Consider the following 13,885-nt stretch of genomic DNA (forward strand, 5'->3'; position numbering starts at 1 on the left):
ATTGTGTAATGGCGGATCCGCGTTTTGTTCACCTGAATATCCACAGTGATTATTCCATGATTGACGGACTGGCAAAAACCGGTGCGTTGGTCAAAAAAGTCGCGTCCATGAATATGCCGGCGTTGGCTATCACTGACTTCACCAACCTGTGCGGGCTGGTGAAATTCTATGGCAGCGCCCATGGTGCGGGCGTCAAACCGATTGTCGGGGCTGATTTCCTGATGGAAAGTGAGCTGCTCGGTGATGAACTTGCGTCATTAACTATTCTTGCCCGTAATAATATCGGCTATCAGAATCTGACATTACTTATCTCTGAAGCGTATCAGAAAGGGTATGGCGCACAGGGGCCGACTATTCTGCGTGAATTGCTGGTCAATCACAAAGAGGGATTGCTCATTCTCTCCGGTGGTCGTATGGGCGATGTGGGTAAATTCCTGCTGCGCGGCAATAATGTGCTGGCAGAGCAGGCATTGGAATTCTGGCAGACACATTTCCCTGACAGTTATTATCTGGAACTTATCCGCACAGGACGTCCGGATGAAGAGAGTTATCTGCACGCTGCCGTTGAACTTGCGACAGCAAAATCGCTGCCGGTCGTGGCGACAAACGATGTCCGCTTCATTAAGAGTGACGATTTTGATGCTCATGAGATCCGCGTGGCTATCCATGACGGCTTTACATTAGTCGATCCGAAACGCCCGAAAAACTACAGCCCTCAGCAATACCTGCGCAGTGAAGAAGAGATGTGCGAGTTATTCGCAGACATCCCGGAAGCCCTGCAAAACAGCGTTGAGATTGCTAAGCGTTGTAACGTCACCATCCGTCTCGGCGAGTATTTCCTGCCGCAATTCCCGACCGGGGATATGAGCACGGAAGATTTCCTGGTCAAATGCTCACTGGAAGGTCTGGAAGAGCGTCTGGCGTCCTTGTTCCCTGATCCGGATGAACGCGTAAAGCGGCGTCCGGAGTATGACGAGCGTCTGGAAATTGAACTGAAAGTTATTAACCAGATGGGGTTCCCCGGTTACTTCCTGATCGTGATGGAGTTTATCCAGTGGTCAAAAGATAATGATGTTCCGGTCGGTCCCGGTCGTGGTTCCGGTGCCGGTTCGCTGGTGGCGTACGCCCTGAAAATTACCGATCTGGATCCGCTGGAGTTTGATCTTCTGTTTGAGCGGTTCCTGAACCCGGAACGTGTTTCCATGCCTGACTTTGACGTCGACTTCTGTATGGAAAAACGCGACATGGTTATTGATCATGTCGCCGACATGTACGGGCGGGATGCGGTTTCGCAGATTATTACCTTTGGTACGATGGCGGCAAAAGCGGTTATCCGTGATGTCGGCCGTGTGCTGGGTCATCCGTACGGCTTTGTTGATCGCATTTCAAAACTGGTACCGCCGGATCCGGGTATGACACTGGAAAAAGCGTTTGCCGCAGAACCTCAGCTTGGTGAAGTGTATGAAGCCGATGAGGAAGTCAGATCGCTGATTGATATGGCGCGGATACTTGAAGGTGTCACGCGTAACGCCGGTAAACACGCCGGTGGTGTGGTTATTGCTCCGACAAAAATTACCGATTTCGCCCCGCTTTATTGTGATGCGGAAGGGGGAAACCCGGTTACGCAGTTTGATAAAAATGATGTGGAATACGCCGGTCTGGTGAAGTTTGACTTCCTCGGGCTGCGGACTCTGACTATTATCGACTGGGCGCTGGGAATGATTAACCCGCGCAACCTGAAGAACGGTAAGCCGCTGATTGATATTACGACGATCCCGCTGCATGACCAGAAAAGTTTTGACATGCTGCAACGTTCGGAGACAACGGCTGTTTTCCAGCTTGAATCCCGCGGGATGAAAGATCTGATCAAACGCCTGCGTCCGGACAGCTTTGAAGATATGATAGCCCTGGTGGCATTGTTCCGCCCGGGGCCGCTGCAATCGGGCATGGTAGATAACTTTATCGACCGCAAACACGGACGGGAAGCGATTTCGTATCCGGACGTGGAATGGCAGCATGAATCTCTGCAACCCGTGCTTGAACCAACCTACGGCATCATCCTCTATCAGGAGCAGGTGATGCAGATTGCGCAGGTGCTGGCGGGCTATACTCTGGGCGGCGCGGATATGCTGCGCCGTGCAATGGGTAAGAAAAAGCCGGAAGAGATGGCGAAGCAGCGCTCGGTATTCCGGGACGGCGCGATAAAAAATGGCGTTGATGCTGAGCTGTCGATGAAAATCTTTGACCTGGTGGAAAAATTCGCCGGGTACGGATTTAACAAATCTCACTCCGCTGCCTATGCACTGGTGTCTTACCAGACTCTGTGGCTCAAGGCGCACTATCCGGCGGAATTTATGGCAGCGGTAATGACTGCTGATATGGATAACACGGAAAAAGTCGTCGGGCTGGTGGATGAATGCTGGCGGATGGGACTGAAAGTATTACCGCCGGATATCAACAGCGGACTGTATCACTTCCATGTGAATGATGAAGGTGAGATAGTTTATGGTATCGGGGCGATTAAAGGTGTTGGTGAAGGGCCTATAGAAGCCATTCTGGAAGCCCGCGAAGAGGGACACTTCAAAGATATCTTTGATTTATGCGCCCGCACGGAAACCAAAAAACTGAACCGGCGCATGATGGAAAAACTCATTATGTCCGGGGCATTTGACCGGCTGGGACCGCATCGCGCAGCACTGATGTCAGCGCTGGAAGATGCGCTGAAAGCGGCGGATCAGCATGCCAAAGCGGAAGCGATTGGTCAGGCGGACATGTTCGGGGTATTAGCCGAAGCGCCGGAGCAGGTGGAACGCTCTTATGCCAATGTCCCGAAATGGCAGGAAGAAATCATTCTGGAAGGTGAGCGGGAAACGCTGGGTCTTTATCTGACCGGGCATCCGATAAACCGCTACCTTAAAGAGATTGAACGCTATACTAATGGTCTGCGGCTGAAAGATGTGAATCCGACACCGCGCGGACAAATGACAACAGTCGTCGGGCTGGTGCTGGCGTCAAAAGTGATCACCACGAAACGGGGTAACCGGATCGGCGTGTGTACACTGGATGATCGTTCCGGCCGGCTGGATATTATGTTATTTTCTGATGCACTGGAACGCTACCAGCACCTGCTTGAACAAGATCGCATTCTGATTGCCTCCGGACAGGTCAGCTTTGATGATTTCAGCGGCGGGCTTAAAATGGTGGTCAGGGAACTGCTGGATATCAGCGAAGCGCGCGAAAAATATGCGCGGGGGCTTGCTATCTCGCTCACGGACGGGCAAATTGACGAACAACTGCTGCACCGGTTGCGCGGTGCGCTTGAACCGCACCGTTCCGGGACAATACCGGTTCATCTTTATTATCAGAAGGAAGATGCCAGAGCGCGGATGCGATTCGGCGCAACATGGCGGGTAACACCAACCGATACCCTTCTGACTGATCTGCGAACTCTGCTGGGTAATGAGCAGGTAGAATTAGAATTTGACTAAAATAGGAACATTATGAGTCTTAATTTTCTGGATTTTGAACAGCCGATTGCCGAGTTAGAGGCGAAAATTGATTCGCTGACCGCGGTTAGCCGCCAGGATGAATCACTCGATATTAACCTGGATGAAGAAGTTGAACGCTTACGGGCTAAGAGTCTGGAACTGACGCGTAAAATTTTTGCAGACTTGGGCGCATGGCAGATTGCACAACTGGCACGCCATCCGCGTCGTCCGTATACCCTGGATTATGTCAGACTAATCTTTACCGATTTTCAGGAGTTAGCAGGCGATCGCGCGTATGCGGATGATAAAGCCATTGTCGGCGGAATCGCCCGTCTTGAAGGTCGTCCGGTCATGATTATCGGGCACCAGAAAGGACGCGAAACCAAAGAAAAAATCCGCCGCAACTTTGGTATGCCGGCACCGGAAGGCTACCGCAAAGCACTGCGTCTGATGGAATTGGCTGAGCGCTTTAAGCTGCCGATTATCACCTTTATTGATACACCGGGCGCATATCCTGGTGTGGGTGCGGAAGAGCGTGGTCAGTCAGAAGCGATTGCCCGTAACCTGCGTGAAATGTCCCGCCTGAAAGTCCCGACTATCTGTACTGTTGTGGGCGAGGGTGGCTCTGGTGGTGCGCTGGCGATTGCGGTTGGTGATAAAGTAAACATGCTGCAATACAGCACCTATTCTGTTATTTCGCCGGAAGGCTGTGCTTCTATTTTGTGGAAAAGTGCCGATAAAGCACCGATTGCCGCAGAAGCAATGGGCATTACCGCACCGCGTCTGAAAGAGCTGAAACTGATCGACAGCGTGATCCCTGAGCCGCTGGGCGGCGCGCACCGGAACTATGATGCGGTAGCCGCGTCACTGAAAGCGCAGATCCTGGCGGATTTAGCTGATCTTGATAAACTGGACAGTGAATCTCTGGCAAATCGTCGCTATGAGCGCCTGATGAGCTACGGTTACTGCTGATAATTTGTTGTGAATACAGCCTTTGACGATCAGCTTTTTGCCACGTTCCGCCGTGTGTTCAGCACACAGCGGGCATTGCTGGCGGGTCTGAGCGGCGGGCTGGATTCGACTGTCCTGCTGCATGCTCTGCGCCGGTGGCAGATAACGGAGCGGCCGGATCTCCGGCTGCGAGCGGTGTATATTCACCACGGATTAAATCCGCTGGCGGATAGCTGGGCTGCGCATTGCCGTGCATTTTGTGAGGAACGTTCTGTTCCTTTTCTTATGTGTCCGGTACAGGTTGATCCCAGTCAGAAAGGAATTGAAGCGGCAGCCCGTGAGGCGCGTTATCAGGCCTTCCGCGATATAATTACCCCGGATGAAGCGCTGGTCACCGCACAGCATCTTGATGACCAGAGCGAGACTTTTTTTTCTGGCATTAAAGCGCGGCAGCGGTCCTGCCGGTCTTTCTGCAATGGCAGAAAATATGAACTTCGGCGGGCATTCACTTATCCGCCCGTTACTCTCTTTCAGTCGTGTACAGCTTGAGCATTATGCTGAAATCAATCACCTGACCTGGGTTGAGGATGACAGCAACGGCGATGTTCGCTATGACCGCAATTTTCTCCGCCATTCTGTTCTGCCGCATCTCAATACCCGCTGGCCACACTTTGCTCATGCCGTTTCCCGCAGTGCCTCACTTTGTGCGGAGCAGGAAGCGCTGCTTGATGAACTGCTCTTACCTGAACTGGCTCAGCTGACAGACAGTAACCACGGATTATCTGTCAGTCCGCTGCCGGCAATGTCTGCGGTAAAACGAAATGCAATATTACGCCGCTGGCTGGATCAATGTGGGGCTCTGATGCCGTCACAGCATCAGCTCGCGCTTATCTGGCAGGAAGTGGCACTGGCAAAACCGGATGCGGAACCGCGGTACGTTGTGAAGCCCCGGACTATTTGCCGCTATCAGGGGAAACTGTTTGCTGTTGATAAAACGACAGGGTTATCAGGGAATTGCCTGCAATGGAATATGGCGTCTGTGTTGACATTACCGGATGATACCGGATATTTATGCGTAACAGAGACGCCTGATCCTGCGGATCTGTTTTCAGTCGTGCGTCCGCCAAAAGCAGATGAACAGGTTACTGTTCGTTTCGGCTTGCAGGGAAATCATCATATTTCGGGGCGTGATCGCAGACGATCAGCGAAAAAACTGTGGCAAGAGCTGCAAATTGCCCCCTGGTTGCGCGATCGCACACCGCTGCTCTGGTATAACGACACATTGATTGCAGCACCCGGAATATTTGTGACGCGGGAAGGGGAAGCGAATGAGGAAAAATTATATGTCGTGCGGACAAAAGACAACCCCGCTGGCGGGGTTGTGGATAGATTCAGGACGGTGAGTGATCAATAACCACTGTTCCCAGGTCGGGATGATTGTAACTGATAATCGCGTCCAGACGAAGCTCGCGCAATTCGTTGTCAATACTGACAACGAGGTACTCCACTTTTTTTCTGAGTACCAGATCGGTTGCTTTTCCTGTCAGAACATCCCCTCCCTGTAAGGTCACTTCCAGTACCATATGGTTCTGGCAGGCCAGTTCGAGGTTATCATAATCATCGCAATTAATTGGTTGATACTCATTTTCTGTAGACATATTCCCTCACCATACTTCTGATCGCGGTATCATCCGCTGATGGTTATTCAAATAGCCTCATCGCTTCCGGCAGATTATATCATAGTTAGCATATTGGCTATTAATGATTATATTTTATTATGAGCAAACGTATTGTTTATCACTGTTTTCTTTCAAATCGCTGATAAGCTGAAAAAGAAATGCGTAATAGTCTGAAAAATCGGGAATATACAAAAACTGACAATCAATTTGTTAACATTAACTCACTTGATGTTCAGGAGGATAAATATGAAAAATCTGACAAAATTCTTGCTGGCGGTGGGTATTTTCAGCATAACCGCCTGTAGTTCTACAGTATCAGTAACACCGACAGCAGAAGTACACGTACTTGATCGCGCCTATTCGGGTGTTGTTCCGTGCGCCGATTGCAGCGGAATGGGTGTGACTGTGCTGCTGGAAACTGATGGCACTTATGTGATGCAGCGGACCTATCTGGAAACCCGTGACGGGAACAAAACGTTTTTTGAAACCGGTACCTGGGCGAAAGACGGAGACAAATTCCGTTTCACCGATACCACGGGGCAGCGATCTTATTACGATCCACAGGATAAATCCCTGGTGATGCTGGATACCGAAGGAAATCCGATCGAATCTGATCTGAACTATACCCTGAGAATGGTAAAACCTGTGCCGTTGAAAGGGGAATACCGTTATCTTGCCGATGCCGCAACCTTTAAAGATTGTGAAACCGGCGTTGTTTATGCGGTGGCAGATAATCTTGGGTTAGAGCGCGGTTACAGTAAACTGGGCGTGGAAGGCGGTACACCGGTTTATATGGAAGCGGAAGGGTATTACAGTATCCGCCCATCCATGGAAGATGGTCAGTTTGATCAGGCGCTTATCCAGACCGGTAAATCTGTTTTAGATAAATCACGCGGCTGTAAATAAGTCATCCGTTGTGTGACCGGTACAAAAAAGGCTGAGCATCCGCTCAGCCTTTTGACATTCAGCACCTTAACAATCAGGCGTTAATGATTTTTTCTTTCAGAATACTGACAGCATCATCCAGTGCGATCAGTGATTTGTCTTCGCTGCGGCGATATTTGTATTCGATAACACCGCTGTCGAGATTGCGATCACCGATAACAATGGTATGCGGTATGCCGAGCAGTTCCATATCAGCAAACATCACACCCGGACGCTCTTTACGATCATCAAAGAGCACTTCAATGCCTTGCGCTGTCAGGTCTGCATAGAGTTTTTCCGCAACTTCTTTCACGCGGTATGACTTGTGCATATTCATCGGCAGTAACGCAACCTGGAATGGTGCGATAGCATCCGGCCAGATTATTCCGCGATCATCAAAGTTTTGTTCAATCGCCGCCGCAACAATACGGGTAACCCCGATGCCGTAACAACCCATAAAGACCACTTCGTTATGACCGGCTTCGTTCTGAACAGTCGCTTTCAGTGCTTCGGAATATTTTTTACCGAGCTGGAAGATATGACCGACTTCAATTCCGCGTTTGATCATCAGCGTGCCTTTGCCATCCGGGCTCGGGTCACCGGCAACAACATTACGGATATCAGCCACATCCGGGAGTGCAACATCGCGCTCCCAGTTGATACCGAAATAATGTTTTCCGTCGGTGTTAGCCCCGGCGCCGAAATCACTCATCATGGCAACTGTGCGGTCAGCAACAACCGGCAGCGGCAGATTTACCGGTCCTAATGAACCCGGACCCGCGTTCAGCTCTGCGCGGATCTCTTCTTCTGTTGCAAACTCAAACGGAGAAGCAACTAACGGATGTTTTTCTGCTTTAACTTCATTGAGTTCATGGTCACCACGAACCAGCAGAGCAACCAGTTTATGACCACTTTCTTTGCTGGCGCGGACAATCAGGGTTTTCACTGTTTTTTCGATTGGCAGACTGAATTGCTCAACCAGTTCTGCAATTGTTTTTGCATCCGGTGTATCAATCAGTTCCATTGCTTTCTGTGCAGCCGGACGTTCAGTGATATTGCAGACTGCTTCGGCCAGCTCGATATTTGCCGCATAGTCTGATTCAGAGGAGAAAATCACATCATCTTCACCGCTCTGTGCCAGAACCTGGAATTCGTGAGAAGCACTGCCGCCGATAGAGCCTGTGTCTGCCAAAACAGCACGGAAATCCAGCCCGATGCGGGTGAAAATTTTGCTGTACGCCTGATACATCAGGTCATAGGTTTCCTGAAGTGAATCCTGTGTCAGATGGAAGGAATACGCATCTTTCATGATAAATTCACGCGAGCGCATCACACCAAAACGCGGGCGGACTTCATCACGGAACTTAGTCTGGATCTGGAACACATTCAGTGGCAGTTGTTTATAAGAGGTGACTTCGTTACGGATGATATCCGTGACCACTTCTTCGTGTGTCGGCCCCAGAACGAACTGACGATCACCGCGATCGGTAATACGCAGCAGTTCCGGACCATATTGTTCCCAGCGCCCGCTCTCCAGCCATAAATCCGCAGGCTGAACAACCGGCATGGAAATTTCCAGGGAACCGGCATTTTCCATCTCTTCGCGCACGATCTTTTCAACTTTGCGTAATACGCGCACGCCTGTCGGCATCCAGTTGTACAGACCTGAAGCAAGTTTACGGATCATCCCGGCGCGCAGCATCAGCTGGTGGCTGATCACTTCGGCGTCAGCAGGGGTCTCTTTCAGAGTAGAGAGCAGATATTGGGTAGTACGCATTATTTAGGTTCCATTAGAACGACAATACATGTCTTATCGCAGAGTTATTCTGCGCAGAAGTGAGATTAAGCCTGACAGTTTACCAGTGACTGACACGCCCCAAAAGAGGGAGGAAATATTTTTAACGGTTTTCCAGACTAATGACTTCTGTTACGCCGTTACGGATCTGCCAGCGGACATCAAAATCCAGCAGATGAACAGCATAAATTTTGTCATCAGTCTGCTGCTTTTTATATGCCGGACGCGGATCCTGCGCCAGTACCTGAGTAATAAAGCGGGCTAAATCAGGATAACGGGCGGACTGAGCTGTCATGAAGTGCTGTGCGGCAGAACTGAATATCACCGGCATATCAGCGGCCGGTTCTTCCTGCGCAAACCCGGCCTGAGCGTCGGGCACTGACTCAGCATAAGGCAGATACGGTTTGATATCCAGCACTGGTGTGCCGTTCAGGAGATCGAGGCTGCCAAGTGACAGGTAGGCGGTTTCGCCTTCGTAACGAATTTCGTTGAGTCTGACCAGTGACATACCAACCGGATTAGGACGGTAGGTGGAACGGGTGGCGAATACGCCGAGTTTTGCATTGCCGCCCAGGCGCGGGGGACGGACTAACGGGCGCCAACTGTCGGCGGGAATTTCATGAAAAACAAAGATAATCCACACATGGCTGAACTGTTCCAGTCCGCGGACACAATCGGCGTGATTATAAGGTGCAACAAAATGCAGCTCGCCGGTTCCGTCTTCAACCAGACCGGGCTGGCGCGGGATCGCAAATTTCTCCTGCCAGGGTGACCGGATAAAACCAATGGGTGAAAACGAAAACTCAGACATCATCAACCTTAATCGCAGTACCTTCACAAACCGCCAGTTGTTCACAATCTTTGCTGGTGATTATTTCACACTGATGGAGTAACACGGCATCGGCTTTCATTTTCCCGGCGTGACGTAACATTTGTTTACGGGCAGCCGGAATACTGGCAGGCACTGATTTTGCCGCTCCCCGGCAATTCTGACCTAAAACAACGCCCAGGTCACGGAAAGGTTTGCCAAGCAGATCTTCCGTTTGAGTATAGAGCCTGACCCGGGATGATGAGGATGTTGTTTTGGTTTTTTTTACTTACCGGCTTTTTCAGTCGCAGGTCAGCATATTGGGGTTGCTCCGGTTCTCGGGGTGTTTCACGGACAGAACACCCCACCATAAAAAAAAGTGAGCAGGCTGACGATAAGCACACGCATGGAAATAGGATCCTCTGGCTATACAAAACAAGTAATTAAAACAAAATAAGTATTATTATTTATATGGCAAGCATTTGATGATCATTATTGAAATAAAAAGGGCGAACTATTGTTCGCCCTTAGTGTAATATTCTTCAATTCAAGATGGAAGAACTTGCCGGTTATTCTTATTACCAGCCTTTTACCGCACCACCGTTAAAGACTTTATCAGCAGCCTGAAACACTTCATCTGATTGATATGCCTTAACAAACTGCTTCACATTCTCACTGTCTTTATTATCTTCGCGTGAGACAATAATGTTTACGTAAGGTGAATTTTTATCTTCAACGAACAGACCGTCTTTCGCCGGTGTTAAGTTGATTTGGCTGGCGTAGGTCGTGTTGATGATGGCCAGGTCGATTTTGTTATCATCCAGAGAGCGTGGTAACTGAGGGGCTTCCAGCTCAATCAGTTTCAATCCTTTCGGGTTTTCAGCCACATCCAGCACGGTCGGCAGCAGACCTGTACCTTCTTTCAGTGTGATTAATCCCTGTTGCTGCAACAGCAGCAGAGAGCGGCCTAAATTAGTCGGATCATTTGGCAGAGCAACCTGAGCGCCGTCCTGTAATTCATCCAGTGATTTGATTTTTTTTGAATATCCGGCAATCGGATAAACAAACGTGTTGCCCGCCGGCACTAATTTATAGTTGCGATCTTTAATCTGCTGATCAAGATACGGCTTATGCTGGAAAGCATTAAGGTCAATATCCCCGCGGCTGAGCGCTTCATTCGGCATGACGTAATCATTGAATGTGACTAACTCAACATTCAGGCCATACTTATCTTTTGCGACTTTTTGTGCGACTTCAGCAACTTGCTGTTCAGCCCCGACAATAACGCCCACTTTAATACTCTTCGGGTCTTTTTCATTTTGTCCGCAGCCCGCCAGAACCAATGACCCCAGCAAAGCACCTGCAATGACAACCGATTTTAATTTAAAAGCCATTATTTTTTCCTCGTTCTGTTTAAGGTGCATCCGCAGTTTGTGCGGCGCAAAGAGACGCTTACTTGTGTGTAACAGCTTTAACTAAACGGTCACCACATACCTGAATAATAAAGACCAAAACAACTAATAATGCTAATACCGTATTCATTACTACTGCGTTATAACCGACATAACCGTACTGATACCCTATTTGTCCCAGTCCGCCTGCACCGACAGCGCCCCCCCATTGCGGAGTAACCCACAAGTGTTATCAGGGTAATGGTTGCGGCGTTAATCAGTCCGGGTAACGCTTCCGGCAGTAAAATCTTTCTGACGATTTGTAACGGCGTTGCACCCATTGCACGGGAAGCTTCAATCAGCTGACGGGATCTCTAATAATGCATTCTCCACCATGCGGGCAATAAACGGCGCCGCACCGACTGTCAGCGGTACAATCGCCGCTTCTAACCCGATAGACGTACCGATGATTATCCGGGTAAACGGGATCATCCACACCAGTAAAATAATGAACGGGATGGCCCGGAAAATATTCACCAGTGTTGACAGGGTATGATACAGACTCTTATTGTCTGCAATCTGTCCGGAACGCGTGATATATAACAGTACACCGACCGGCAGGCCGATCAGAAACCCGAGAAAGCCCGATGAAAATGTCATCACCAGTGTTTCCCATATGCCTTTAACTAACAGTAAAATCATTCCTTCAGACATAACCGAGAACCTCTGCTTTGACATGGTGTTCTTTCAGGAAGGCGATTGCCGCCTGAACATCCTGCGGACTGTTGCCGTCCAGCTCAGCCAGCATGACACCAAACTTCACACCACCTGCGTAATCCATCTGCGAACTCAATATACTGATATCGATATTAAACCGGCGTGATGCAATGGAAATCAGAGGCGCATCAACAGATTGCCCGGTAAACTCCAGTTTTAGTAACGGTCCCAGACCTTCAGCCGGCTCCGGCTGTAACCGGACAAGATAATCTTCCGGAACATCCAGGTGCAGGGTGGATTCAATAAAGGCTTGCGCGACAGGCGTTTTCGGGTGAGAGAACACTTCGCTCACACTATTTTGCTCAATAAGCTGTCCGCCACTGATAACCGCAACCTGATCACAAATCCGTTTGACCACATCCATTTCATGAGTGATAAGCAGAATGGTCAGCCCCAGACGGCGGTTGATATCTTTTAACAGCGCCAGAATCGAGCGGGTTGTCGCAGGATCCAGGGCGCTGGTGGCTTCATCACACAGTAAAACATCCGGCTCATTTGCCAGTGCGCGGGCAATGGCAACACGCTGTTTTTGCCCGCCGGACAAATTTGCTGCATAGGCATCCCGCTTGTCAGACAAACCAACCAGATCCAGTAAAGTGGCAACCCGCTTTTCAATCTCTGCGGCAGGTACGCGATCCAGCTCGAGCGGTAATGAAATGTTACCGAACACGGTGCGGGAAGAAAGCAGATTGAAGTGCTGAAAAATCATCCCGATCCCGCGGCGGGCTCGGGTTAACTCTTTATCGTTCATCTTTGTAAGGTCACGTTCCCCCACGAGCACCTGACCCGAGGTAGGACGTTCCAGCATATTCACGCAGCGGATAAGTGTACTTTTTCCGGCACCGGATGCCCCAATCACACCATAAATCTGCCCTTTCGGGACGTGCAGGTTAATATCAGAAAGCGCCTGAATCTCGCGATGACCCTGCTGAAAAACCTTATTTATATTTGTCAGCTTTATCATGTAATTATTATTACCTTGTTACGTGAAACCGGTTTTCACCAGATGATTTCCGGATGTTAAGATGTCTGGACGTCCAAGTCAACAGGATTTAGTTATCCGGCCGCATTCTCATTCGTTCTCAAATAAGCGATACTAAACGCATTATTGATGACGAAATAAGAGTGTAACCATGGGTATCCCCGCAGTATTTCTGGACAGAGACGGCACAATTAATATTGATACCGGCTATCTCCATGAGAGTGATGATTTTCAGTTTATTGATAACGCCATTGAAGCAATGCAGACCATCAAACAAATGGGCTACGCATTAATTATAGTCACAAACCAGTCAGGCATCGCACGCGGTATGTTTACCGAAGATCAATTCATGCACCTTACTGAGTGGATGGACTGGTCACTGGCTGACCGCGGCGTTGATTTGGATGGTATCTATTATTGTCCTCATCATCCTGAAGGCACCGTTGAAGAGTACCGCCAGGTATGTAATTGCCGCAAACCTGAGCCGGGCATGTTACTGGATGCACAGCAGCAGCTTGATATAGATATGAGTAACTCTTATATGGTAGGCGATAAATTTGAAGACATGCAGGCCGGTCGTGCAGCGAAAGTGGGGAAAACGGTTCTGGTACGCACCGGTAAACCACTGACGGAAGAAGCCGAAGCGGCAGCGGACATAGTCATTAATAGTATTGCAGATCTACCGGCACTGCTTAAAGCTGTATAAAAAAATCGCAAAATCATCTAAAAAAACATCCGGATTGGGTAATTTCTCTGCAAACAGAAAAAAAATTGAAATTACCCCTTGCGGTCAGACAGAAACTCCCTATAATGCGCCCTCACTGACACGGAACAACACGCCGACAAGCGCGCCGACAGTAGAGGAAAGCGGAAAAAGTTGAAAAACAACGCTTGACTCGAAGGGGCTGGAAACGTAATATACGCAGCCTCGCAACAACGCAGAAGACCGGCAACGGCAGCGTGTGTTTGCAACGCTCTTTAACAATTTATCAGACAATCTGTGTGGGCACTCACAGGACATATCGCAAAATATTATTTTTGAGAAGTCTTGAAGAGTGACCAAAACAGCAGCTTCGAAAGAAGCAGCAGT

Annotated in this window: 10 protein-coding genes and 2 pseudogenes; 5 read left to right on the top strand and 7 right to left on the bottom strand. The window is 49.5% G+C overall.

The genetic code is table 11. The annotated features are described in order from the left end of the window. The first annotated feature begins 8 nt into the window (after positions 1 to 8). From dnaE to tilS, 3 genes and pseudogenes are all read left to right on the top strand, one after another. Positions 9 to 3,488 carry a DNA polymerase III subunit alpha gene (gene dnaE / locus AYY16_RS09745; RefSeq protein WP_067365650.1) on the top strand — a complete coding sequence of 1,160 codons (3,480 nt, stop codon included), beginning with the start codon at positions 9 to 11 and terminating at the stop codon, positions 3,486 to 3,488. A gap of 12 nt (positions 3,489 to 3,500) precedes the next feature. Beyond that, positions 3,501 to 4,460, top strand: a complete 960-nt coding sequence (gene accA / locus AYY16_RS09750) for an acetyl-CoA carboxylase carboxyl transferase subunit alpha (RefSeq protein WP_067365653.1) — start codon at positions 3,501 to 3,503, stop codon at positions 4,458 to 4,460. Between the two features lie 9 nt (positions 4,461 to 4,469). After that, positions 4,470 to 5,853: pseudogene (gene tilS / locus AYY16_RS09755) on the top strand (tRNA lysidine(34) synthetase TilS). Here tilS and rof read toward each other — a convergent pair. Then, complete coding sequence (rof, locus tag AYY16_RS09760; RefSeq protein WP_067365656.1) at positions 5,831 to 6,097, bottom strand: Rho-binding antiterminator; 267 nt, start codon at positions 6,095 to 6,097, stop codon at positions 5,831 to 5,833. The pseudogene tilS and the gene rof sit on opposite strands and share 23 nt — an antisense overlap. A 267-nt stretch (positions 6,098 to 6,364) precedes the next feature. On the opposite strand from rof, the gene nlpE reads away from it, so the two are divergent. Next, entirely contained in the window at positions 6,365 to 7,024 is a 660-nt protein-coding gene (nlpE, locus tag AYY16_RS09765; protein ID WP_067365659.1) for an envelope stress response activation lipoprotein NlpE, read from the top strand. Between the two features lie 73 nt (positions 7,025 to 7,097). On the opposite strand, the gene proS is transcribed toward nlpE, so the two are convergent. From proS to metN, 6 genes and pseudogenes are all read right to left on the bottom strand, one after another. Further along, positions 7,098 to 8,819 carry a proline--tRNA ligase gene (proS, locus tag AYY16_RS09770; RefSeq protein ID WP_067365662.1) on the bottom strand — a complete coding sequence of 574 codons (1,722 nt, stop codon included), beginning with the start codon at positions 8,817 to 8,819 and terminating at the stop codon, positions 7,098 to 7,100. Positions 8,820 to 8,940: 121 nt separating this feature from the next. Next, positions 8,941 to 9,648 (bottom strand): tRNA (N6-threonylcarbamoyladenosine(37)-N6)-methyltransferase TrmO, encoded by a 708-nt coding sequence (gene tsaA, locus AYY16_RS09775; protein WP_067365665.1) that lies wholly within the window; start codon positions 9,646 to 9,648, stop codon positions 8,941 to 8,943. Further along, positions 9,641 to 9,871, bottom strand: a complete 231-nt coding sequence (gene rcsF / locus AYY16_RS09780; RefSeq protein ID WP_235846268.1) for an Rcs stress response system protein RcsF — start codon at positions 9,869 to 9,871, stop codon at positions 9,641 to 9,643. The genes tsaA and rcsF overlap by 8 nt, the downstream gene beginning before the upstream one ends. A 352-nt stretch (positions 9,872 to 10,223) precedes the next feature. Beyond that, positions 10,224 to 11,039 carry a MetQ/NlpA family lipoprotein gene (locus tag AYY16_RS09785; RefSeq protein ID WP_067365668.1) on the bottom strand — a complete coding sequence of 272 codons (816 nt, stop codon included), beginning with the start codon at positions 11,037 to 11,039 and terminating at the stop codon, positions 10,224 to 10,226. 58 nt (positions 11,040 to 11,097) lie between these two features. Further along, positions 11,098 to 11,750: pseudogene (locus AYY16_RS09790) on the bottom strand (methionine ABC transporter permease MetI). Then, positions 11,743 to 12,777: a methionine ABC transporter ATP-binding protein MetN gene (gene metN, locus AYY16_RS09795; RefSeq protein WP_067365671.1), complete on the bottom strand. Its 1,035-nt coding sequence runs from the start codon at positions 12,775 to 12,777 to the stop codon at positions 11,743 to 11,745. The pseudogene AYY16_RS09790 and the gene metN overlap by 8 nt, the downstream one beginning before the upstream one ends. Positions 12,778 to 12,946: 169 nt before the next feature. Between metN and gmhB the strand changes: the two genes are divergently transcribed. Next, the gene (gene gmhB, locus AYY16_RS09800) at positions 12,947 to 13,501 is read left to right on the top strand and encodes a D-glycero-beta-D-manno-heptose 1,7-bisphosphate 7-phosphatase (protein WP_067365674.1); all 555 of its coding nucleotides are present in this window, start codon (positions 12,947 to 12,949) and stop codon (positions 13,499 to 13,501) included. Positions 13,502 to 13,885: the final 384 nt, after the last annotated feature.

The sequence above is a fragment of the Morganella psychrotolerans genome (genome assembly GCF_001676155.1).
Lineage (GTDB): Bacteria > Pseudomonadota > Gammaproteobacteria > Enterobacterales > Enterobacteriaceae > Morganella > Morganella psychrotolerans.